The sequence below is a fragment of the Streptomyces sp. NPDC004134 genome (assembly GCF_042874195.1).
GTDB lineage: Bacteria > Actinomycetota > Actinomycetes > Streptomycetales > Streptomycetaceae > Streptomyces.
Map to the genome: position 1 here is coordinate 120689 of NZ_JBIAMS010000006.1, position 23156 is coordinate 143844.

General features: G+C 75.8%; 17 protein-coding genes. 10 read left to right on the forward strand and 7 right to left on the reverse strand.

Annotation, left to right across the window (positions count from 1 at the left end):
- Positions 1 to 1012 precede the first annotated feature (1012 nt).
- Positions 1013 to 2008, reverse strand: coding sequence for a sensor histidine kinase (locus ACFYVJ_RS10800; protein ID WP_388888872.1), 996 nt, complete (start codon positions 2006 to 2008; stop codon positions 1013 to 1015).
- Between the two features lie 157 nt (positions 2009 to 2165).
- Between ACFYVJ_RS10800 and ACFYVJ_RS10805 the strand changes: the two genes are divergently transcribed.
- The gene (locus ACFYVJ_RS10805) at positions 2166 to 3581 is read left to right on the forward strand and encodes a hypothetical protein (protein WP_388888874.1); all 1416 of its coding nucleotides are present in this window, start codon (positions 2166 to 2168) and stop codon (positions 3579 to 3581) included.
- 33 nt (positions 3582 to 3614) lie between these two features.
- Here ACFYVJ_RS10805 and ACFYVJ_RS10810 read toward each other — a convergent pair whose 3' ends face one another.
- Positions 3615 to 4226, reverse strand: a complete 612-nt coding sequence (locus ACFYVJ_RS10810; RefSeq protein ID WP_388888877.1) for a TetR/AcrR family transcriptional regulator — start codon at positions 4224 to 4226, stop codon at positions 3615 to 3617.
- A 90-nt stretch (positions 4227 to 4316) separates the two neighbouring features.
- On the opposite strand from ACFYVJ_RS10810, the gene ACFYVJ_RS10815 reads away from it, so the two are divergent.
- Positions 4317 to 5726, forward strand: coding sequence for an MFS transporter (locus ACFYVJ_RS10815; RefSeq protein WP_388888880.1), 1410 nt, complete (start codon positions 4317 to 4319; stop codon positions 5724 to 5726).
- Positions 5727 to 5852: 126 nt separating this feature from the next.
- Here the strand turns inward: ACFYVJ_RS10815 and ACFYVJ_RS10820 are convergent, their stop codons facing one another.
- Positions 5853 to 6518 (reverse strand): response regulator, encoded by a 666-nt coding sequence (locus tag ACFYVJ_RS10820; RefSeq protein WP_388888882.1) that lies wholly within the window; start codon positions 6516 to 6518, stop codon positions 5853 to 5855.
- A gap of 271 nt (positions 6519 to 6789) precedes the next feature.
- On the opposite strand from ACFYVJ_RS10820, the gene ACFYVJ_RS10825 reads away from it, so the two are divergent.
- Complete coding sequence (locus ACFYVJ_RS10825) at positions 6790 to 7263, forward strand: cation:proton antiporter regulatory subunit (protein WP_388888884.1); 474 nt, start codon at positions 6790 to 6792, stop codon at positions 7261 to 7263.
- 4 nt (positions 7264 to 7267) lie between these two features.
- Positions 7268 to 8671, forward strand: coding sequence for a cation:proton antiporter (locus tag ACFYVJ_RS10830; RefSeq protein WP_388888886.1), 1404 nt, complete (start codon positions 7268 to 7270; stop codon positions 8669 to 8671).
- Here the strand turns inward: ACFYVJ_RS10830 and ACFYVJ_RS10835 are convergent.
- A complete protein-coding gene (locus ACFYVJ_RS10835; RefSeq protein WP_388888889.1) occupies positions 8611 to 9831 on the reverse strand; it encodes a PP2C family protein-serine/threonine phosphatase in 1221 nt (406 codons plus the stop codon). The two genes, ACFYVJ_RS10830 and ACFYVJ_RS10835, sit on opposite strands and share 61 nt — an antisense overlap.
- A 310-nt stretch (positions 9832 to 10141) precedes the next feature.
- Complete coding sequence (locus tag ACFYVJ_RS10840; protein WP_388888892.1) at positions 10142 to 11971, reverse strand: ABC-F family ATP-binding cassette domain-containing protein; 1830 nt, start codon at positions 11969 to 11971, stop codon at positions 10142 to 10144.
- Between the two features lie 401 nt (positions 11972 to 12372).
- Between ACFYVJ_RS10840 and ACFYVJ_RS10845 the strand changes: the two genes are divergently transcribed.
- The 4 genes from ACFYVJ_RS10845 (at position 12373) to ACFYVJ_RS10860 (ending at position 19190) form a co-directional block, all read left to right on the forward strand.
- Positions 12373 to 13224 (forward strand): hypothetical protein, encoded by an 852-nt coding sequence (locus tag ACFYVJ_RS10845; RefSeq protein WP_388888893.1) that lies wholly within the window; start codon positions 12373 to 12375, stop codon positions 13222 to 13224.
- On the forward strand, positions 13224 to 15419 hold the full coding sequence (locus ACFYVJ_RS10850; protein WP_388888896.1) for an ABC transporter substrate-binding protein: 2196 nt from the start codon (positions 13224 to 13226) through the stop codon (positions 15417 to 15419). Before ACFYVJ_RS10845 ends, ACFYVJ_RS10850 begins: the two co-directional genes overlap by 1 nt.
- Before the next feature lie 15 nt (positions 15420 to 15434).
- The gene (locus ACFYVJ_RS10855; RefSeq protein WP_388888898.1) at positions 15435 to 18239 is read left to right on the forward strand and encodes an ABC transporter substrate-binding protein; all 2805 of its coding nucleotides are present in this window, start codon (positions 15435 to 15437) and stop codon (positions 18237 to 18239) included.
- Positions 18240 to 18503: 264 nt separating this feature from the next.
- The gene (locus tag ACFYVJ_RS10860; RefSeq protein ID WP_388888900.1) at positions 18504 to 19190 is read left to right on the forward strand and encodes a glycoside hydrolase family 11 protein; all 687 of its coding nucleotides are present in this window, start codon (positions 18504 to 18506) and stop codon (positions 19188 to 19190) included.
- A gap of 78 nt (positions 19191 to 19268) precedes the next feature.
- Here the strand turns inward: ACFYVJ_RS10860 and ACFYVJ_RS10865 are convergent, their stop codons facing one another.
- A complete protein-coding gene (locus tag ACFYVJ_RS10865) occupies positions 19269 to 20360 on the reverse strand; it encodes a glycoside hydrolase family 5 protein (protein WP_388888903.1) in 1092 nt (363 codons plus the stop codon).
- 593 nt (positions 20361 to 20953) lie between these two features.
- Here ACFYVJ_RS10865 and ACFYVJ_RS10870 point away from each other — a divergent pair.
- Entirely contained in the window at positions 20954 to 21829 is an 876-nt protein-coding gene (locus tag ACFYVJ_RS10870; RefSeq protein WP_388888906.1) for a peptidoglycan-binding domain-containing protein, read from the forward strand.
- 162 nt (positions 21830 to 21991) lie between these two features.
- Positions 21992 to 22537, forward strand: coding sequence for a SigE family RNA polymerase sigma factor (locus ACFYVJ_RS10875; protein WP_388888909.1), 546 nt, complete (start codon positions 21992 to 21994; stop codon positions 22535 to 22537).
- Here the strand turns inward: ACFYVJ_RS10875 and ACFYVJ_RS10880 are convergent.
- Complete coding sequence (locus ACFYVJ_RS10880; RefSeq protein ID WP_388888911.1) at positions 22504 to 23103, reverse strand: CGNR zinc finger domain-containing protein; 600 nt, start codon at positions 23101 to 23103, stop codon at positions 22504 to 22506. The two genes, ACFYVJ_RS10875 and ACFYVJ_RS10880, sit on opposite strands and share 34 nt — an antisense overlap.
- Between the last annotated feature and the right edge of the window lie 53 nt (positions 23104 to 23156).

Genomic DNA, 23156 nt, shown 5'->3' on the forward strand with positions numbered 1-23156 from the left:
CCGCCCGGGGGCGGGGAAAGCGGGGCGGCCGCCGAGCGGCGGCAGGGCGTCAGCCTTGACGCCCGGGAAGCGTGGCGAGAGCGCGGGAGCGCTGTACGCCGAGGCCGCAGGCGCCTTCGCGCTCGGCCCAGCGGTGACAGCGCCGGGCTACGGGGGCGGCAGCCGGCGCGGAGGAAGAGCGTCCGGCGAACGGCGCCGGACTACGGGGCGGCAGCCGGTGCCGGGCGGGCGCGCCGGGGACGGTGCCGGGGCTACGGGGTGGCGGTGCCGGGGTGGGCGGCTTCATATGTGAGCTGGGCGGACGGGGGTTTGGAGCATGGGCCCCACCTCGGCGGCGGCCCGCCGCAGCGGAACAGCCGGGCTCCGGCGAAAGCGGCGATGAACGGGAACAACCGGGGATCACGCCCTCCCACCCAACCCGAACCAAGGCCCGAAGCCGCCCCTGCGGGACGGTTGAATACGCGGCGCTGGGCAAAACTCCGACCCTGTGGGGGATTTGCCCTAGTTCGCAGGGGCTGTGTCCACGAGTTCGCACCACTGCGCACTCGGAACGGCCCAGGCGGCAACCGGTATACACGGGACAAGTAAAGGGACGCGGACGGGCGAAAGTCGGGCCGAGTGCCCGCTTTGCCCGGATCTGCGGGGGCGGTTACCGCAAGTTACGTCCGGATTCCTCCGCCGGGGCCGGTAAACCAGACCGAGAGCGCGTCGCGGAACGACTGGTTGCGGCGCCCCTGGTTCGGGTGGGGCCGGAGGGCTGAGCGCTGCCCGCTCCGGACCATCGCCGCTGTGGCCGGAGCGGGCTGCTCCGCTGCGGCGGCCCACGTCCGAGGTGGGCCCATGCTCAAACCCCACGTCACCCGGCTCACACACGAAGCCGCCCACCCCGGCACGGCCCTCCCGCACCCGAGAGGCCCGCACGACACCGCCCCACCCCGACACTGCCCCTCCCGCACCCGGAGACGCCCACCGGTGCGCGTGGTGCGTGGCGGCGTCACCGCGCCGCGAAGGCTCACCGCACGATCCGGCCCGGGGCCGGTCCGGGCGGCGCCCCGCCGCGGGCGCGTCCGGCATCCGGGACGGTGAGCACCACCTGCGTGCCGCCGCCCGGGGCCCGCGTGACGTCCAGGTCCGCGCCGACGAGCAGGGCCCGTTCGCGCATGCCGCGGATCCCGGCGCCCTCGCGGGCCACGCCCACCCCGCGGCCGTCGTCCGCGACCCGCAGTTGCACCGCGGCGCCGGTGCGCAGGAGGCTCAGCTCGACCCGGTCCGCCGCGGCGTGCCGTACGACGTTCGTCAGCGCCGCCTGCGCGACGCGGTAGAGCACCAGCTCCACATCCGGGTCCAGCGCCGGCAGGCCGGGATCCACGCGGCGTTCCACCCGCATCCCGGTGTGCCCCGCGAGATCGGTACCCAGCGAGGTCAGCGCGCTGACCAGGCCCAGGTCCTCCAGCACCCCGGGGCGCAGCCGGCGGGCCAGCCTGCGCACCTCCTCCAGGCTCTCCCTGGTCGTCTCCTGCGCCCGCCGCAGGTCCTCGCGGAGCGCCTCCGGCGCGCGCTCGCCCGCGCGCTTCAGCTCCAGCAGCACGGTGGTCATGCTCTGCCCGACCTCGTCGTGCAACTCCTGCGCGATGCGCCGCCGCTCGGCCTCCTGCGCGGACAGCGCGCGCCCGGTGCTGGCGGCGCGCTCGGCCTCCAGCCGGTCGAGCATGGCGTTGAACGTGCTGATGAGGTCGGCGACGTCGCCGGTGCCCGGCACGGCGAGCCGCTGGCCGGGGCGGAGCAGGTCGACGGTGGCCATCAGCCCGGTGAGGCGTTCGAGCGGGGCGAGGCCGACGCGCAGCAGGGCGGCGTTGGCGACGAGCATGACGCCCATGCCGGTCACGAGGACCACGGCCTCGGCGAGCAGGACCGACGCGGAGACGGTCACGGGCGCCAGCATCAGCACGCCCGTGGCCGTGCCGAGTACCAGGGCGTTGAGCCCGAAGATCCGCCAGAACAGGGACACGGGGCGGGGCCTCCTCGGTTCGTACGGTGCGTACCACTATGTGCGATCGGCGGACGGCGGCCGCGGGCGGGCCGGGTGCGGGAGGGGTTCACGAGGTCGTAGCAAGCGGTTACTTTCCGGAGAGGACGGGTCGTACGGCTCCGGAGGAGGCAGCGCCATGGGTCTTGCAGGAAGCGGCAGGCGGCCGCGGTTCGTGCTCGTCGTGGCGCTGCTCGCGACGCTCCTCGCCGGACTCCCGGCGCTGCCCGCGGGCGCGGCGGCGCCGCCCGCGCCACCGCCGTCCGCCCGGGTCGTGCCCGTCGACTGGCGGGACTTCGACGAAGGGCTGCCGCCGGGCGCGGACGCCGCGCGGCTGGGCGCGATCCTGGCCAACGCCAACCGCTACGCGCTGACGACCTGGTACGGCGACCGCTTCGGGGACCAGGGCGGCGAGGGCCTGCTCGACCTGGGCGGCACCGGCGAGCACTCGGTGCGCCCCGTCGCCGCCGAGGCGTTCGCGCTCGCCGCCGCGCTGGCCACCGGCGCGTACGACGCGGAGGACACCGGCGTCGCCGAGCCGGAGGCCCGCGCGACCGCCGTGCGCCTGCTGACCTCGGTGGCCGGGCACCACCGCGCCACCGAGGCGGGCGGCTGGGGCGACGCGTGGCAGAGCGCGCTGTGGGCGGCGATGGCCGGGTTCGCCGGCTGGCTGCTCTGGGACGACCTGGCGCCCGCGGAGCGGGAGTGGGTGCGCGCGATGACCGAGTACGAAGCGGACCGCTTCCGCGGCTACGACGTGCCGTACTGGAAGGACCGCGACGGCGTCGAGCAGACCCCCGGCGACAGCAAGGCCGAGGAGAACTCGTGGAACGCGATGCTGCTCCAGGTCGCCACCGCGATGATGCCGGGACACCGCAACGCGCCCGCCTGGCGGCAGGCGAACCTGGAGCTGATGATCTCCGCCTTCGCCCGCCCCTCCGACCTCGGCAACCGCCGGGTGCTGCACGGCAGGCCGGTGTCCCGCTGGGTCGGCGGCTGGAACGCCGAGGAGGACGGCCTCGTCGTCAACCACGGCATCGTGCACCCCGACTACATGGCCACCGCCGTGCAGAACACCCACGCCGTCCTCACCTCCGCGCTCGCCGGCGAACCCGCCCCGCGCGCGGCCCTGCACAACTTCGACGTCGTCTACGCCGCCCTCGCCGACCGGCGGTTCACCAGCCCGCCGTACGCCGCGCCCGGCGGCACGATGTACGTCCGCGGCTCGGACGAGATCTACTTCCCGCAGGGCACGAGCTGGGGCCCGTCGCGCCGGATGGACTTCGTCGCGATGGACGTGGTGGCGCGCGAACTGCGGCTGGACGGCCGCGCGAGCACCGGCGGCGCGTACTGGGAGCGGCTGCACGCGGGCCGCGCGCTGGCGATGCAGGAGCGGCACGCGGACGGGCGGACGTACGCGCCCGAGGACGCGGACCCCTACCAGGGCCGGGAGGAGTGGGTGGCGATGCACGCGGGCTGGGCGTATCTGACGCGCTGGCTGGTGCACCAGGACGCGGTGGAGATCACGAACAGGGCGTACCCGGGCGGAAGCTGACCCCACCGCCCTGCCTGCCGGCCGGCAGGCGGGCTACGGGCCGGGCGGCGTCGCCAGCACCGCGAGAACCGACTTCGTGACCACGTCGGAGAGCTCGTCCGGCGCCATCTCCAGCCGGCCGGCGCGGACTTCCTCCGCGGCCCCGTGCAGGATGTGCTGCACGACGCCGACGAGCCAGGCGGTCGGCATGTCGGTACGGAAGACGCCCTGGTCCCGGCCGCGGCGGACGAGTTCGTCGACGCGCGCCGCCGGGCCCGCGTGCAGCTCCCGCACCCGGCCCGCGGGCAGCACGCCCTGGGCGGCGGTCAGCAGCGCCGCGGACTCGGCCACCAGCGCCCAGCTCGACACCAGCAGCCGGTGCATCGCCTCGTACGCGTCGCCCGTCAGATCCACCGCCGCCAGCGTCCGGTCGCCGTCCTCCACCGCGTCCCCGAGCGCCGCGTCGACCAGGTCGGCGCGGGTCTTGAAGTGCCCGTAGAGCGTCATCCGCCCCACGCCCGCGGCCTTGGCGATGTCGTCGGTGGTCGCGGCGGGATCGGAGCGCAGCTCCTCCCGGGCGGCGGCGACGATGCGGGCGATGCTGCGCTCGGCGTCGGCGCGGCGGCGCGGGCGCGCGGCGGCCCGGGGGCGGGGGGAGGCGGTCACGCGGGCCAGCTTAACTCGTACGGGAATGTTTGCGTTACAGTCCTCGGTTAGAACTCGTACACCAACGTACGAGATACCGGGAGGGCACTGATGACTTCGCACGAGGCCGGGCACACGACCAAGGAAGGGCGGCACCCCGCCCGCTGGCGCATCCTCGGCTTCCTCGGGGTCGCCCAGCTCATGCTGATCCTCGACGTCACCGTGGTGGCCATCGCGCTCCCGCACATCGGCTCCGACCTCGGGCTCGGCCGCGCGGCGCTGACCTGGACGGTCAGCGCGTACACGCTGACGTTCGGCGGGCTCATGCTGCTCGGCGGCCGGATCGCCGACCTGATCGGCCCCAAGCGCGTGGTCCTCGCCGGGCTGCTGGTCTTCACCGCGGCGTCCCTGACCACCGGGCTCGCCGAGTCCGGCGGCACGCTCGTCGGCGGGCGCATCGCGCAGGGCGTCGGCGCGGCGCTGCTGTCGCCCGCGGCGCTGTCGCTCGTGGTCACGCTCTTCGACGGCGAGGAGCGCAACAAGGCCCTGGGCATCTGGTCCGCGCTCGGCGGCGGCGGCGCGGCGCTCGGCGTCCTCCTCGGCGGGCTGCTGACCGCGGGCCCCGGCTGGCCGTGGGTCTTCTACGTCAACGTGCCCATCGGGCTCGTCATCGTGGCCGTGCTCGCCGTGCTGCTGCCGGACCGCCCCGCGCCCGCGGCGCGGCCGCGGGTGGACCTGCTCGGCGCGGCGCTGGTGACCGCCTCGACGGCGACGCTGATCTACGGGCTCATCGACGCCGGCGAACGCGGCTGGCTCACCGCCCGCACCGCCGGGCTCGTCCTGCTCGCGGCCGTCGGCTACCTGCTGTTCACCGTCTGGCAGCGGCGCGCCCGCAGCCCGCTGATGGACGTGCGGCTGCTGGCCAGGCGGCCGGTGGCCACGGGCGCGTTCCTCATCCTGATGGCGACGGCGCTGATGGTGGCCGTGTTCTTCCTGGGCACGTTCTACTACCAGCACGCCCGCGGCTACGGGGCGCTGCGCACCGGGCTGCTCTTCCTGCCCGTCGCGTTCGCGGCGATGCTGGGCGCGGACCTGACGGGCCGGCTGATCGGCCGGACGGGCGCGCGGGCGCCCGCCGTCGCCGCGCTGACCGCCGCGGCGGCCGGGCTCGCGGTGCCCGCGCTCTCGATGCGGCCGGTGACGGTCGCGATCGGGGTGACGGTCGCGGCGCTGGGCACGGGCGCGATGTTCGTGGTCGCCTCGGCGACGGCGCTGGGGCAGGTGGCGCCGCACGAGGCGGGGATCGCCTCCGGCATCGTGAGCACGTTCCACGAGTTCGGCGCCTCGCTGGGCGCCGCGGTGGTCTCCAGCGTGGCGGCGGCGAGCCTCGTCGGCAGCACGCTGGCGGGGTTCACCGAGGCGTTCACGGTGGCGGCCGTCGCGGCGGCGGTGTCGGCGGCGGTCGCGGGGGCGCTCACCCCGGGACGGACGGCACCGGCGGCCGCGGAGCCGGCGGCCTGAGCGGGCGGCCGGGGACGGCTGCCGCAGTACGGGGGGCGGCGGGGTGCGGCCACCGGGCCGTACCCCGCCGGTCTCCCGGCCGGGGGCACGCCGCCGGGCCGTCCGCCGCTCGCGCCCGGTGCGGTGTCAGGGCTCGATCAGGCCCGCGCGGATCGCGTACCGGGTCAGCTCCAGGCGGTCGCGCAGGCCCAGCTTCTGCAGCAGGTTGGCCCGGTGCCGCTCCACCGTCTTGGCGCTGATGACCAGCAGGTCCCCGATCTCCTTCGAGGTGTGTCCCTCGGCGACGAGCTTCAGGATCTCCTCCTCCCGCTCCGTGATCGGCCGGGCCGGCAGCGGGTCGCCCTGCCGGGCGCGGTCGAGGTAGCGGCGGATGAGGGCCGTCTCGGCGCCCGGGTAGATGAACGGCTCGTCGCGCAGCGCGGCCCGGCACGCCTCGACGAGGTCCCGGTCGGCGACGGACTTCGGCACGTAGCCGGCGGCACCGGCCTTCAGCGACTCGAAGAAGTACTGCTCGTTGTCGTGCATCGTCAGGATGAGTATCCGCAGCCCCGGCCGCAGGCGGCTCAGCTCGCGCGCCGCCTGGAGCCCGGTCAGCCGGGGCATGGCCACGTCCAGGATCGCCAGGTCCACGGCCACCGCCCGGTCCCGGACGAGCGCGACGGCCTCGGCGCCGTCGCCCGCCTCCGCGGCGACGGCCAGGTCGGGTTCCGCGTCGAGGATGAGGCGGATCCCGCGGCGTACGAGGGCGTGGTCGTCGGCGAGCAGGACGCGGGCCTTGACCGCTCGGTTCATTCGCGGGTTCCCTGGGGACGGTGGACGCAGCGGGCGGGACCGGGCCTGACCGGGGCTGCGACCGGCGGAGAAGACGACTGTCCCGGCACTGATGGTGGCCCGGCGGGAGCCCGGCTGTCCATCCGTGCTGACACCCATGTTCCCGCCGTACGACGGGATGGCACGATATCCGCTGCGCCGCGCGGGGGGATCGGCTGCCCGAATCCCGGGGCCGCGGACGCGCGACAATCAGCGAAAGCCGGAAAGGGGACGGGCCGTGCCTGCTCCAAGGATGAGCACCACGCCACTGCCGGGCATCGGTGTGAAGTACGACCTCACCACTCGTGCGCAGAAGAAGCACCTGTCGGTGATCGCGCACCGGGACGGCACCCGGTCGATCAACGTCTACCGCTCCGACGACCCGGACGCCTGCATGCAGTCGCTGCATCTGAACGGCGCCGAGACGGCGGCGCTCATCGACGCGCTCATGCCCTCGCACCACAGTCCCAACCTGCTGCACACCACCGACCTGGGGCTGGTCGCCGAGCGCGTCGAGCTGTCGGCCACGTCGTACTGGAACGGCCGGGTGCTGGGCGAGACGCGGATCCGTACCGAGACGGGCGCGTCGATCGTGGCCGTGCTGCGGCGCGCGGAGGCCATCCCCTCCCCCACCCCCGACTTCCGGTTCGCCGGCGGCGACACGCTCATCGTGATCGGCACCCGCGAGGGCATCGAGGCGGCCGCGGCGCTGCTCGGGCGGGAGTGAGCGCTTGCACTCCTACGCGGTTTTCCTCATCGAGTTCGGTGCGATCATCCTCGGGCTCGGTCTGCTCGGGCGGTTCGCGGGCCGCTTCCAGTTCTCCCCCATCCCGCTGTACCTGCTGGCCGGGCTCGCCTTCGGCGAGGGCGGGCTGCTCCCGCTGGGCGCCAGCGAGGACTTCGTGGCGATCGGCGCCGAGATCGGCGTCATCCTGCTGCTGCTGATGCTGGGCCTGGAGTACACGGCCAGCGACCTGGTCTCGAACCTCAAGACCCAGTACCCCGCCGGGGTCGTCGACTTCACCTTCAACGCCCTGCCGGGCGCGGTCATGGCGCTGCTGCTCGGCTGGGGCGGCGTGGCGGCCGTGGTGCTGGCCGGCGTCACCTGGATCTCCTCCTCCGGCGTCATCGCCAAGGTCCTCGGCGACCTCGGCCGGCTCGGCAACCGCGAGACTCCGGTGATCCTCAGCGTGCTGGTCCTGGAGGACCTGGCGATGGCGGTGTACCTGCCGATCGTCACCGCGCTGGTCGCCGGCGTCGGCATCGCGCAGGGCAGCGCCACGCTGGCCATCGCCCTCGGCGTGGCGGGCGCGGTGCTGTTCATCGCCGTCCGCTACGGGCGGCTGATCTCCCGCTTCGTCTCCAGCGACGACCCCGAGAAGCTGCTGCTCGTCGTCCTCGGGCTGACGCTGCTGGTCGCCGGGCTCGCGCAGCAGCTCCAGGTGTCGGCGGCGGTGGGCGCGTTCCTGGTGGGCATCGCCCTGTCGGGCGAGGTCGCGGAGGGCGCGCACAACCTGCTCAGTCCGCTGCGGGACCTCTTCGCGGCGGTGTTCTTCGTCTTCTTCGGCCTGCACACCGACCCCCAGTCGATCCCGCCGGTGATCCTGCCGGCGCTGGCGCTGGCGGTCGTGACCGCGCTGACGAAGATCGCGACGGGGCACTGGGCGGCGAAACGCGCCGGGATCTCGGCGAAGGGCCGCTGGCGGGCGGGCGGCACGCTGGTCGCGCGCGGCGAGTTCTCCATCGTCATCGCGGGGATCGCGGTCACCGCCGGGGTCGAGCCCGAGCTGGGGCCGCTGGCGACGGCGTACGTGCTGGTGCTGGTGATCGTCGGACCGCTGGCGGCGCGGTACACGGAGCCGGTCGCGCTGCGGGTCACGGCGTGGCGCGAGGAACGGCAGGCGGAGCGGGAGGCGCTGGCCGCGGAGCACGCGGCGGCCGCGGCCGGGGCGGACGCGGCCGGGGCGGACGCGGAGGCGGCGGCGGACGCGGAGGCGGATGCCGGCGCGGACCGGGCCGGGGACGGGGAAGCCCTCGCGGAGGCCGGTGCGGCCGAGGTGCCGCGGCTGCCGGCTCAGCGGGGCGAGACGGCGCCGGCGGAGGACGAGCGTTCGCCGGGCAGCGGCGGCGTGTAGCGCAGCAGGACGAGCGCGGAGTCGTCGTCCAGTTCGCCGCCGCAGTAGACGCGCATGTCGGCGTTGAGGGCGGCGAGCACCTCGGCGGGCGGGTCGTCCGGGCCGAGGCAGGCGGCGTAGCGCGGGGCCAGCGGGTAGAACTCGCCGGCGGCGTTGCGGGCCTCCAGGGCGCCGTCGGTGACGAGGAGCAGTTCGTCGCCGGGGGCGAGGATCAGCTCGGTGGTCCTCGCGGAGGTGCCGCCGGGGGCGGCGGCGGGGTCGATGGCGGGGTCGGTGGCGGTGACGAAGCCGGCGTCGTCGGGTCCGCCCGCGGCGGCGGAGTCCCCGTACTCGCCGCCGGAGCTGTCCTCGGGGGCGGGGTCGCGGAGCAGGCCGAGGCCGATCGGGGGGTGCGCGGCGACGGGGACCTCGCGCACCTCGCCCGCGACGTTGCGTACCAGCGGCGGGGGATGCCCGTACGACAGGAGGGTGCAGCGGCCCCCCGTGGTGACCTCGACGAGCAGCACGGTGACGAAGTCCTCGGGACCCGCCTCGCGCAGCACGCTGTGCTCCATCCGGCGGGCGATCAGCGGCAGGTTCCGCTCGTCGTGCCCGACGGCGCGGAAGACGCCGAGCGCGCCGCCGCTGATGCGCACGGCGGGCAGCCCCTTGCCGCGTACGTCGCCGATCACGGCGCGCAGCCCGGAGCCGGTGTCCACGACGTCGTACAGGTCGCCGCCGACCTGCGCGTCGTGGGCGGCGGACGCGTAGGTCGCGGCGACTTCGAAGGGCCCCACCCGGCGGGGCGGCACCGGCAGCAGCGCCCGCTGCACCACGTCCGCGATCCGCTGCGCCCGCGCGAGCCGCGCCTCGCGGTCGACACGCACGGCCTGGACGACGAGCCCGAGCCCGGTGGCGCCGACGACGGCGATGAACCGGGCGAAGAACTGGGCGTGCCCGGCGTCGTGGTTGTACCAGCTCAGCAGCGCGGCCAGGGCCACCCCGAGCGCCCCGGCGGCCATGACGGCGCGCCGTCCGCCGTTCACCGCGACGAGTACGGGGATGACGGAGAACAGCGCGCCGAGCGAGTGCCCCTCGGAGGTCACGATGTCGGCGAGGGTGATGACGACGAAGAGCGTCGCCACGAACCACTGGGACGAGACGATCGCGGCGGCGGGCATCCCCCCAGCATGCGCGGCGGACCCCCGCCCGGGGGGACGGCCCGCCGGGCGGTACCCCCAGCGGCGGGCGCGACGGCGGCCGGGAGGCCGCGGTACGGACCCGGCCCGGCCGCCGGTCGGGCGACCGGGCGGGGAGGTGGTGCGGTGGCGGCGGGGCCGGGGGCGGGACCCCGCGGAACGGCCCGCCGCGGTGCGGCGGCCGGCCGCAACCTCGTCGGCGGCGCGGCGCCGCGAGCGCGCAGTGGCCGCCGCGTTTCGTGCGCGGCCGCCACCGGGCCCGCCGCGTGCGGCCGCGGCGGGCCCGCGGGCGTCACTCCGGTGGGCGAGCGGTACCCGCGTCCAGGTGCAGGCGGGTGCCGCTGAAGCGGGCGCGCATGCGGCGGTCGTGGGTGACCACGACCAGCGCGCCCGCGTAGTCCGCGAGCGCCTGCTCCAGTTCCTCGACGAGCGCCGGCGACAGGTGGTTCGTCGGCTCGTCCAGGAGCAGCAGGTCGACCGGCTCGGCGATGAGCCGGGCGAGGTCGATGCGGCGGCGCTGCCCGTACGACAGCTCCCGCACCCGCAGCCGCAGGTCCGCCGGGCGGAACAGGCCGTACGACAGGAGTTGCGCGGCGTGCTCGTCCGGGGTGCCGGGGCGGCCGGCGGCGTACGCCCGCAGCACCGTGGTGCCGGCCGGCCACACGGTCTCCTCCTGCCGCAGGTGCCCGACCCTGCCGGGCACCCGCACCGTCCCGGAGTCCGGGCGCAGCTCACCGGCCAGCACCCGCAGGAGAGTGGTCTTCCCGGCGCCGTTGGGCCCGGTGACGAGCAGCCGTTCGGCGGCCCCGAGACGCAGCGAGGGCAGCCGCAGCCGGTCCCCGACGACGACGTCCGCCAGTTCGGCGGCGGGGACTTCCGCAGCGGGTTCCGGATCCGCGGCGGTGCCGGCGGCCGCGGCCGCCGGACCGGGCACCTCGGCTTCTCGCCGGCCGGCGGCCGCGCCGCCCGCCGTCGGCGTCGCCTCCCGCGTCCCCGCATCCCCGGCAGCCGGTCCGCCGCCCGGCCCTCCCCCGTCCGCGGCACCCGTGCCGCCCACGCCGGGCGCCACCGCGCCCGGGCCGCCGGACTCCAGCCGGGCGCGGAACACCAGCGGCTGCGGCGGGGGCGGGGCCGGGTTCGCGGTGAGGCGGGCCACCCGCTCCTTCGCGTTGCGGATGCGGACCGAGGCGCCGTGGGTCCTGCTGCGGGTGCGGAACGCGCCGTGGCCGAAGACCGCCAGCGGCTGGGACCGCGGAATCGCCGCGAGGCGGGTCGCGGCGGACTCGGCGAGGCGGCGGTTGCGGTCGAGTTCCGCGCGCCACTCCTCGTACTCGCGCAGCAGACGGGCGCGTTCCGCGGCCTTCGCGGTGAGATAGCCGGCGTAGCCGTCGCCGTAGCGGGTGACCCGGCCGCCGTCGACCTCCAGGACCGTCGTCGTCAGCCGTTCCAGGAACAGCCGGTCGTGGGTGACCGCGACGACCGTGCCGCGGTGGGCGCGCAGGTGGTCCTCCAGCCAGGCGACCGCCCGGTCGTCCAGGTCGTTGGTCGGCTCGTCGAGCAGCAGGACCTCCGGGCGGGCCGCCAGGGTCGCGGCCAGCGCGAGGCGGGAGCGTTCGCCGCCGGAGAGTGTCCCCAGCCGGCGGTCGCGGGCGAGGGCGGGGAGGCCGAGGCCGGCGAGGGCGGCGTCGACGCGGGTGTCCGCGCGGTAGCCGTCGCGGGTCTCGTACTCCTCGACGAGCCGCCCGTACGCGGCCAGCGCCGCGTCCAGCGGCGCGCCCTGCGCCGCTCCCGCGAGCCCCGACTCGGCCCGCCGCAGCTCCGCCTCGAGCGCGCGGAGTTCGGCGAGCGCCGTGTCGACCGCGTCCTGGACGGTGGCCTCCGGCGGCAGGCCGAGGCTCTGCGGCAGATAGCCGAGGCCGCCGGGGGTGGCGAGGGTCGCCTCGCCCGTGTCGGGTCCGATCCGGCCGGCGAGGAGACGCAGCAGCGTGGACTTGCCGGAGCCGTTGTCTCCGATGACGCCGGCCTTCTCGCCGGGACGGACGGTGAGCGTGACGTCGCCGAGGACGGTGCGCTCGCCGTAGCGCTTGGTGACGGTGTGGAGGGTGAGTTGTGCGGTGGTCATGAGGTGGATGCCCCTGTTCCCGGCCGTGGCCGCTCGCGACGGATCGAGGACGGGTCCGGGCACGAGAGCGCACCGCGGCGCCGCGCCGAAGTGCGGGGGAAGCGGGACTCGCGCACGGACGGGCGCGACGACGTGCGGAGCGTGGCTCTACGCGGTCGTGCGCCCGGGGGTGATCACAGCGTTCCCATACCGTCAACGTACGCGACGCCGCCCCGCCATGGCAATGTCCATTTCCGGCGGGGCCGGAAGCTCCGGGCCCTTGTAGAGTTCACGACGACGACGCGATGCCGCTCCGGTGGCCGGCGGAACCGCCGGCCACCGGAGCGGCATCCGTATGGGTGGCCGCCCCGCGGGCGTTCGGTCCGTCGGCCGGGTGGTGCGGAGGTCAAGGGGTGGGAGTCATGGCGTACGGAAGACGCGTGCGTCGCCGGGGCGTTCCGGCGGCGTTAGCCGCGATGCTGCTCGCGGGCACGGCGGCGTGCGACAGCGGCGGCGAGGCGGAGGGTAGGGCGACCGCGAGCAAGAGCGCGCCGGCGGACGGCGATGCGGCGCCGACGCGGGCACCGCGGCCCGAGGCCGATCCGGAGAAGGTCCCGCGGACCGCGGCCGAGGCCCGGCGGCTGGTCCGGGACGTCCTCGCCGAGCCGCAGCACTTCGGCCCCGAGACGGTACGGGCGACGCCGTACGAGAGCGACCCGGCGCGCTGGACCGTGCTCGCCGAGGACTGCGCGTGGCGCACGCAGGGGCTGCCGGAGGACGTACTGGCCACGCGCACGCGCTACTTCGAGATACCCGCCGCGGGCGGCAAGGGGGCCATGGAGGTTTCGGCCACCGTCACCGTGCACCGCACGACCCTCGACGCGGCGTGGGAGCAGGCGCGGATGCTGGAGGAGGCCGTCGGCTGCCCGGAGCAGACGCTGCGGGCGGGCGAGCGGCTGACGGGCCTGACGTCGCTGGCGCTCGCGTACGGCGAGGGCGCCAACGAGACGAGCGACGACTCGCTGTCGGAGCGCGGCGAGTGCCTCGGCGACAGCCGGGGCGGGCCGTACCCGTACGCGTGGGACCAGTCGACGTTCGGCCCGGTGGTCGTCGGGGTGTCCGTCTGCGCCGGGGAGAAGACCGCCGCCGGGGACATCGCGGGCAAGAGCGTCAAGCCGCTGGTGACGATGATGCAGCGGGCCCAGGAGGCGATCGCCCGCGAGGAACCGGGAGACACCGGGGACGGCTCGGCGGGGACGAAGGAGGGCGACTGATGGAGCGGTTGCACCCCTCCGACCCCGCGCACCTCGGCGGGAACCGGCTGCTGGGCCGGCTCGGCGCCGGCGGCATGGGCGTGGTCTACCTCGCCCGCACCCGGGCCGGCGCCCCGGCCGCGGTCAAGGTCATCCAGCCGGAGTACGCGGAACGGCCCGAGTTCCGGGCCCGGTTCCGCCGCGAGGCGGCGTCCGCCCGGCGGGTCGCCAGCCCGTGGGTGGTGCCCGTGCTCGACGCGGACACCGAGGCCGACGCGCCGTGGCTGGCCACGGCGTTCGTGCCGGGCCCCGCGCTGGCCGAGGCGGTCGCCGCGTGCGGCCCGCTGCCCGGCCACGGCGTACGGGTCCTGGGCAAGGTGCTCGCGCGCGCGGTCGCCGCGGTGCACGACGCCGGCCTGGTCCACCGCGACCTCAAGCCCGGCAACGTACTCCTGGCGCTCGACGGCCCGCGGCTCATCGACTTCGGCATCGCCCGGCCCACCGCGGCCGAGGAGACGGAGCTGACGTCCGACAGCATGGTCGTCGGCACGCCCGGGTTCCTCTCCCCCGAGCAGGCACGGGCGCAGCAGGTCGGCCCGGCGAGCGACGTGTTCTCGCTGGGCTGCGTGCTGGCGTACGCGGCCACCGGCCGGCCGCCGTTCGGCACCGGCGCCGCGGACGCGCTGCTCTACCGCACGGTGCACGACGAGCCCGATCTCGACGGCCTCGCGGACGAGGGACTGCGGGCGCTGCTCCTGCGGTGCCTCGCCAAGGCGCCCGAAGGGCGCCCGACCGCGGCCGGGTTGGACGCCGAGCTGGACGCGGACGCGCCGGAGGGCGACATCGACTGGCTGCCGGACGCGGTGGTGCGGATGGTCGCCGAGCGGTCGGCGGAGATGCTGCAACTGCCCGGCGTGGAGCCCACCGAGGTCACCGGGACGCCCTCCGGGGACGCGGCGGACGTGGACACCACCGTGGCCCCGGCGGCGCCCGCCCGCCCCGGCCGCCGCCGGGTTCTCGCGCTGGCGGGCGGCGGCGCCGCGCTCCTCGCCGCGGGCGGCGGCGCCGCGCTGTGGGCGGTGCTGCGCGACGACGGCGAGCCGCCGGCGGAGACCCGCGGCCCACGCCGCACGCTGGGGCTGCACGCAGATCTGACGGGACCTCAGAAGGAGGCGGGCGCGGCCCAGGAGCGGGCCGCCCGGCTGGCGGTGGAGCAGTTCAACGCCCGCAAGGGCGCGCCGTTCACGCTGGAGCTGACCGTCGCCGACGACCGCGGCGACCCGGCCCGCGCGCTGGCCGTCGCGCGGCGGCTCGTCGGCGACCGCGACGTGCTCGCCGTCCTCGGCCCCACCGGCTACGCCTCCACGCAGGCGGCCCTGGACGCCTACGACGGCGCGGGCATGCCGCTGCTGACGGTCTCGGAGGGGTCGTACAGCGCCGCGCAGGCGGCGCTGGCCAACGCGGAGCCGAAGGCGTACTTCCACGCCACCGCTCTCAGCCTGCGGCACGCCTTCACCACCGTGTACGTGCTCCTGGGGCAGGGCGCGGCGAACGTCGGCCTGCTGTCCGACCGGGCGGGCGGGATCCGCGCCTTCGAGCACAGCACCATCGCGCACAAGGCGGCGGCGGGCGCGGAGCTGGGCCTGTACTTCCGCGTCGTACCCGCCGCCGCGGACGCCGGCGCGCTGGGCCCCGTCGTGGCGGACATCGTCGACCACGGCGTCGACGGCTTCTTCTACACCGGCACGCCTGAGCGCGCCGCGGCGGTGGCGCGCGAGCTGGCGAAGCGGGGCTTCGACGGGCCGCGGTTCCTCGACGAGCCCGCGGCCGGCGGCGCGTTCACGGCCGCGGCGGGCGCCGCCGCGGAGGGCTGGCAGACACTGACGCCGTACACCGGCGCGGACGCCGAGCCGGTACGGGACTTCACCGCCGCGTACCGCAAGCGGTTCGACGCCGCGCCCGGCCCGTGGGCGGCCGAAGCGTACGACGTCACGCGGCTGCTCGCCGACCGGCTGACCGCGCTCGCGCGCAGGAGCAGGCGCAGGCCCACCCGCGAGGCACTCGCCGCGTCGCTGACCGCGGCCCGGTTCAAGGGGCTGACGGCGACGTACACGTTCGACGAGAGCGGGGAGATCGAGCAGGGGAAGGTCCACCACTACCGCGTCGAGGACGGCCGGTTCGGCTACGTCGGCCCGGTGACGCTCCCCGGCTCCTGACGGGGGAAGCGGACGATGCGGGCGCTGCGCGCGGACGACCCGGAGGAGCTGGGCGGGCACAGGCTGCTCGCCCGGCTCGGCGCGGGCGGCATGGGCGTGGTCTACCTGGCGCGCGCCGGCGACGGCACGCTGGTGGCGCTGAAGGTCATCCGGCCCGAGCACGCGGCGAACCCGGCGTTCCGCGCCCGGTTCCGGCGCGAGGTGCGGCTGGCGACGGGGCTGGCGGGCCGCTGGGTGGTGCCGGTGACCGCGGCCGACGCCGAGGCCCGGGCGCCGTGGCTGGCCACGGCGTTCGTGCCGGGGCCCGCGCTGGTGGAGGCGGTGGACGGGTACGGGCCGCTGCCGCCGTACGCCGTCTCGGCGCTCGGCGCGCGGCTGGCGGATGCGCTGGCGGAGGTGCACGCGGCGGGGCTCGTACACCGGGACGTCAAGCCGGGCAACGTGCTGCTCGCGCTCGACGGGCCGCGGCTGATCGACTTCGGCATCGCGCACGACTCCGGGGCGACGGCGCTGACGGCGCCGGACGCGGTGATCGGGACGCCCGGGTACCTGGCGCCCGAGCAGATCAGGGCGGGCGGCCGGGCGGGGCCGGCGAGCGACGTGTTCGCGCTGGGCTGCGTGCTGGCGTACGCGGCCACGGGCCGCCGCCCGTACGGCACGGGCAACGCGGCGGCGGTGCTCTACCGCACGGTGCACGAGGCACCGGACCTGACGGGTCTTGAGGTGCTGCCGCGGGGACTGCGGACGGCGATCACGGCGTGTCTGGCGAAGGCCCCGGACGGCAGGCCCACGGCGGCGGGGCTGCGGACGGCGCTGGCCGCGGGGCCGGGGGCCGGGGAGCCGGGCGCCGCCGGAGGGCCACAGGCCGCGGCGGTCCCGGAGCCGACCCGGCCGTCCGCGGGACCGGCGGAGGGACCCGTCGACCCGCGGGTCCCGGCGCCCCCGACACCGGACGCGGCCACGCGCATCCTGCGGGACCGGGAGGCAGGACCGGCGTCGGAGACGCTGCCGTACGAGGCGACGGAGGCCGCGGTCCACGGCATGGCCCGCCGGCCGGAGACGGACGGACCCGCGAGGGAGCGCCGCGCGGTGGCCGAAGACGGCCCCGGGGACCCGGAGTCGGACGGGGACGAGGGTGCGGACGGCTCGTCGGCGGCGGGTCTCCCCGGCGAAGCCGCGGATCCGCCGGGGCCCGGGGACGGCTCCGCGGGGATGTCCGGCGCGGACGGCGCGGACGGCGCGGGCGATGGACGGGCCCCCGGTGTACGCGCCGCGGCGGACCGGCCCGCCGACGCCGGGCCGCCCCCGGCGGCGCGGCCCGCCACGGGCGCCGCTGCCTCGGACGGCGCGGGCGATCCGGGGCTGCCCCGCGCCCCCGCCGCCGACCGGCCCCGTGACCGCGCGCCCCGGATCCCGGCCGCCGCGCCGCCCGCGCCCGTTGCCGGTCTGCCGGCCGACCCGCGTGACTGGCTGCCGTCGCCCGTGTTGCGGCTCGTCGCCGAGCGGTCCGCCCGGGCACTCGACCCGCCGCCGCGGCAGTCTGCGCTTGCAGTCGTCGTGCCGGAGGCGGTGGACACCACCGCCGCGGGCCGGCGCGGGACCACCCGGCGGCGGTTCCTCGTCGTCGGCGGGTCGGCCGCCGCGGTGCTCGCCGCGTCGGGGGCCGGAGCGGCGGCGCTCTTCGCGTCCCGAGGCGGCTCCGACGACACGGACGCCGGTGCGGCGCAGCGCCTGCCCACCCACGCCATCGCCCTGCATGCCGCCCTGACTGGTGATCAGCAAGCCGTGGGCACCGCCCACGAGCGCGGCGCCCGGCTCGCCGTGGCGCAGCACAACGCCCGCGACGACGCGCGCTACCGGCTCTCGCTCATCCCCTACGACGACCGCGGCGACCCCGGCTGGGCCGCGGACGTGGCCCGGCAGGTGCGCGGCGAGCGGTCCGTACGCGCGGTGCTCGGCCCGACCACCGTCGCCACCCTGCGCGCCGCGGCCCCGCTGTACGGAGAGGAGTCGCTGGCCGCCGTGAACGTGTCGGTCGACACCGACGCGGCCGACGTGGGCAGGACCGAAGCGCTGTCGCTCATCGGCACCCGGGTGTCGGGCGCCTATCAGACGCACCCGGTCCTCGACTATCTGACGCGGGTGCACGGCGTGGTCCGTACCGCGGTCGTGCAGGACGAGGAGGCGGGCGGCGCCGTCCAGGGCGTCGTCGACACCCTGCGCGAGTCGCCGCCCGGCGAGGGCGAGTCGAGCATCCACCCGGTGGCTGCGGACGGGTTCGGCGCGGCGGTCGCCGCGGCGCTCGCGCGGCGGCCGGAGGCCGTCGTCTACGCCGGCGCCTCCCCCGAGCGCGCGGCGTCGTGCGCCCGCGCGCTCGCCGCGGCCGGCTTCGACGGGCCGCGGACGTCGTTCGAGCCGGTCATGCGGCCGGCGTTCCTTCGGGAGGCGGGAGCGGCGGCCGAGGGCTGGGTGTTCGGCGCACCGTACACGGCGGCGGAGCAGGCGACGTCGAGGGCGGCTCGCGCCTTCACGGCCGCGTACCGTGAGCGCTACGACACCCCGCCGCCCCGCTGGGCCGCCGAGGCGCACGACGCCGTGGGCCTGATCGCCGCCGCGCTCGACGCGCTGGGCGGCGGCGCGGAGATCGTGCCGGGCCAGATCGCGGAGCGGATCGTGGAGGTGAGCTACGCGGGCGTGGCCAAGCCGCTGCGCTTCACCCCGGACCTGGTGCACACGCTGGAGCCGAACAAGGCGGCGTTCCTGTACGAGGCCCGGGGCGGAGCGTTCCGTTTCCTCGGCCGGCACGACCAGGTCACCTGACTGTTCGAAACTTTCGCTGATCCGATCCATAATCCGGATCTTCCCCTCACTCGTCTGACGAGCTCGCGTTGTCCCTTTCTTGCATTCAACTTGCTGAACTGCGGCGACAGTTATCCGGCCCGACGGAACACCGCTGCAATGTTTCGGAATCACCGTCGAAACTGTTGACACCCCCTCCCGGCGGTCCAACACTGACGCACGACCCGTTCGGCGCCACCCTGGCCCGGCGGCGGGCCCTCCGGCCCGCCGCCTCGAGGAGGAAGAATGAACACGAACGGCACCCCCCACGGCGTGAGCCGCCGGCAGTTCGTCGGCCGCGCCGGCGCCGTGGCCCTCGGCGCGTCCGCGGCCACGCTCCTGCCCGCGGGAGTCGCGCACGCGCAGACCATCACGACCAACCAGACCGGCACCCACAACGGGTACTACTACTCGTTCTGGACCGACGCGCAGGGCACGGTCTCGATGACGCTCGGCAACGGCGGCAACTACAGCACCTCGTGGCGCAACACCGGCAACTTCGTCTGCGGCAAGGGCTGGAGCAACGGCAGCCGCCGCAGCGTGAACTACTCCGGCAGCTTCAGCCCGTCCGGCAACGGCTACCTCTGCCTCTACGGCTGGACCTCGAACCCGCTCGTCGAGTACTACATCGTCGACAGCTACGGCACCTACCGGCCCACCGGCGAGAACCGGGGCTCGGTCAGCAGCGACGGCGTCACGTACGACATCTACCGGACGATGCGCTACAACGCACCGTCCGTCGAGGGCACGAAGACCTTCCCGCAGTTCTGGAGCGTCAACAGGTCCAGGCGGGCCGGCGGCACGATCAGCATCGGCACGCACTTCGACGCCTGGTCCCGGGCCGGGATGCAGCTCGGCAACTTCAGCTACTACATGATCATGGCGACGGAGGGCTACCAGAGCAGCGGCAGCTCCAACATCAACGTCGGCTGAGGCGGAGGAAGACGGAACGCGAAAGCCGCGGGACCGGCCCGCACCGAGCCGGTCCCGCGGTGCCGCGGGGGCGCGCCGTCACTCCTTGATACGCGCCCGGATCCAGACCCCGGCCTCCTTGAGCACGCCGGTGCCCGTCCACTGGTTCCCGTCGCAGGTGCCCTCCTTGAACACCGCGCCCGAGCGGAAGTCGTCGGAGAAGTTCCAGTTGGTCCAGGAGATGCCCTTCTGCTTCATGAGGTCCAGGTACCGCTGCGACATCGCGAAGTCGTTCGCGCCCTCGCCCGCGTAGTTCTGGGTGCCGAACTCGGTGACGAACACCGGGAGCGCGTCGGCGGCGCGGGAGAGCGTCTGCAGGTACTCGTCCCCGTGCGAGGCGGCGTAGAAGTGGAAGGTGTACATGATGTTGTCGGCGTCGACGGGGTTATTGATCACCTCGCGCTCGTCCGCCCCGTCCGAGACGCCGAAGGAGGACCAGGCGCGGGTGCCGACGAGGACGACGCCGTCCGGGTCGTGCTGCCGGACGACGGGGATGATCTCCTCGGCGTACCGCTTGACCGAGCTCCAGCCGACGCCGTTGGGCTCGTTGGCGATCTCGTAGAAGACGTTGGGCTGGTCCTTGTACCTGCTCGCCATGTCGGTGAAGAAGCGCTTGGCGAGGGCGGTGTTGGCGTTGGGGTCTCCCGGGCTGAGCATGTGCCAGTCGATGACCGCGTACATGCCGCGGTCCATCGCCTGGTCGACGACGCGCTGCGCGAGGGCGGTGAAGCGCGCGGGGTCCGTCTCGTAGCCGTCTTCCTGGACGTACGTGGAGACGCGCAGCACGTCCGCGTCCCAGTCCTGCGCCAGCGCGTCGAGGGAGCCGCCGGTGAGGCACTGCTCGTACCACTGCGTGCCGTGCGAGCTCATGCCGTTCAACTGGACTGCCTGGCCCTGCTCGTTGCAGAGCGTGGTGTCGCAGACCGCCAGCCGGCCGTTCTCGGCGACCGGCGAGCCCGCCGGGGCCGCGGCACGGGCGGCGTCCTGGGCCGCGGTCGTGCCGCGGGCGGCGCGGCCGGTCGCGGCGGAGTCCTCGTCGGCTCCTGCGCTGAGCTGCGGGGTGAGGGCGAACAGCAGCGCGGCGGTCGCGACGCTGGCGGAACCGAGCAGGAGGGGCTTGGTCCTTCGCATGGGGGGTCTCCAGTTTTGGGGGTCGTCCCATCCGGAGCGCAGATGGGCGTGGCCGGAAAGCTAAGGTCCTTTCCGCACGCCGTCAAGACTGGAAGGAAACTTTCCTAACTACGCCCGCAGAGCGGGCCGCCGGCCGGCTACAGCACGAGGTAGAAGACCAGCGCCAGCGGCGCGACGACCGTGATGGTCAGCGCGATGATCCAGGCCGTGACGCCGAAAGTGCGGTCGTTGTCCACGCGGGCCTCCCAGGTGCAGCCGAAAGCTCGGCCGAGAGGGGGGCGACGCCAGTATGCGACGGATTGCGCGGGTGGTGGGGCGTTTTGCCCGAGCACATGTACGGCAAACAGGCCGCGGACGGGGGGCGAATCCGCCGCGCGAACCGCCACCTGCTTGCATAATCGTCGGCATCGAACTGGAGGGGAACGCCAGTGCCATCCGACGGATGTCCGCGGTGCTTCGCACCGCTCAAGGAGGACGGCAGGCCGAGTTGTGCGTGTGCGGCGGACGCGGCGCGGCAATCGGATATGCCGACGGCCGGCGGCACGCCGGCGACCGGGCAGCACGCCGAGCCCCGGCTGATCAGACCGTACGTCATGCGCGCGACCGAGGCGGGCGGCGGGCAGGACGCGGACGGCGGGAGCGAACCGGCGCCCGGGACCGGGCTGTTGCCGGTGCCGCGCGCCGCGTTCCTGCCGGAGGTGGCGCCGAGAGGCACGGTCGCGCGCGTCGAGGCTGTCGCACCCGTCGAGGCTGCGGAGCAGGAGCCGGCTGAGGCGCCGTCCGCCGCGGACGGAGACGAGCGCAGCCGCCGCCCCCTCGGGCTGCTGGTCGCGGCCGGCGGGGCGGCCGCGGTGATCGCCGGACTGGTCGTCACCGCCGGGCTGCTGACCGGCGGTTCCGAGTCGGACGACGCAGGCCCGGGACCGGCCCGGATCAGCACGGGGCCGTCCGGCGGCGGCGAGGCGGACGGCGGCCCGGTGGGCGGCGGCGACGGGGGCGGCGGACCGGTGGACGGCGCGGGGGCGCAGCCCGGCGACCGCGCCGGACGCGACCGCGGCGACGGGGACACGCCCCCCGACGGCCGCCGGGCCGCCGGCGAGGACCGGGCAGGCGACCTGGCGCCGGACCGCGCGAACGGGCAGATCGGCTCGATCGCCCCCACCGCCCCGCCGGCCGACGGCACGTCCCATCCGCAGCCGTCCTCCTCCCCCACCGACGACGCCCCGGTCGTCCCCGTCCTCCCGCCGGTACTCGGCCCCGGCGACTCCGGACCCGAGGTGGCCGAGTTGCAGCAGCGGCTGCGCCAGGTCGGTCTCGGCCTGCTGCAGCCCGCGGACGGCGCGTACGACGACGGCGTACGCACCAGCGTGCGCACCTTCCAGTCGGTCAACGGCCTGGAGGAGGACGAGCGCGGCGTCTACGGCCCGGAGACCCGGCAGGAGCTGGAGTCGCGCACGGACGAGCCCTGAGCCCGGCCGCGCGTGCGCGGGCCGGCCCCCGCCGGTGAAGGACGGCGTCGGCCGCGGGGGTTGCCGCCCGGGTCGGCCTGCCTTAGATTGCGTTCACCATCTTGAACGATGGCTCACGACGTGAACAGGGGCCTGGACACGCGAAGGCGAGGAGAGGCCACCGTGGGCATACCCAGCGCCGGTCACGACGCCGCGGCGACCGCGGAGTTCCGCGAGTTCTTCGAGCACCACTACGCCGAACTGGCCCGGCTGGCGAACTCGTTGAGCGGCGAGGCGGACGGCGCCGACGACGTGGCGGCCGACGCGCTGGCCGCGCTCTGGCACCGCTGGGACCGGGTGCGCGCGGCGGACCACCCGGCCGCGTACGCCCGCGGGGTGGTCGCCAACCTCGTGCGCAGCCGCATCCGCAGCGCGGTGCGCGAGCGCCGCCGCGTCGCCCTGTACTGGACCGGCGGCCAGGAGCACGCGGAAGGACCGGACGTGCCGGCGGTCGTGGACGTACGCGAGGCGCTGCGCGGGCTGACGTTCCGCAAGCGCGCCTGCGTCGTGCTGCGGCACGCCTTCGACCTCTCCGAGCGCGAGACGGCGCACACCCTGGGGATCTCGGTGGGCACCGTCAAGAGCCAGACGGCCAAGGGCGTCGCCCAACTGGAAGCGGCGCTGGGCGGCGGGGCTCAGCCGCCGTCCGGCCGGGTGCGCCGCGCGTAGGCGCGGGCGGCGCGGGCCCGGTCGCCGCAGCGGGTGGAGCACCAGTGGCGGCGGCCGTGGCGCAGCAGGTAGCGGTTGCAGGGGCTGGAGTCGCAGCGGGTGAGGCGGTCGGCGTCGGGTGCGGTCAGCAGGTCGGCGGCGTCGGCGGCGAGGACGGCGAGGGCGCGGTCGAGGATCTCGTTGGTGGGGCACGGCGCCGCGCGGTAGGGGCCGTTCTTCTCGTCCCAGTACAGCAGCGCGGCGGTGGGGGCGCGGCTGAGCGCGTCGTTGACGGCGGCCAGCGCCGCCGGCAGGGCGGGCAGGCCCTCGGCGCGGGCGGCGAACAGCACCCGCAGATGCTCGCGCAGCGAGCGCAGTTGCGCCGCGCACATCTCCCGGATCCCGGCGTCCGCCGGGGCGAGGCCGTGCCCGGTGAGCCAGCGGTTGGCGTCGGCGGGGGTGCCGAGGAGGTCGGTGAACTGCCCCCCGGGCAGCGCCATGGCGCTGTTGACGAAGTCGAGCGAGGGGTAATCCCCGGCCCCGGGCGCGGGGGTGGCGGTGAAGTCGCCGGTCGGGCTCTCGGGCATGCGCCTCATGGTACGGGTTGCCGCAATCCGTGAGACGGGGCTATGGTCCTCAC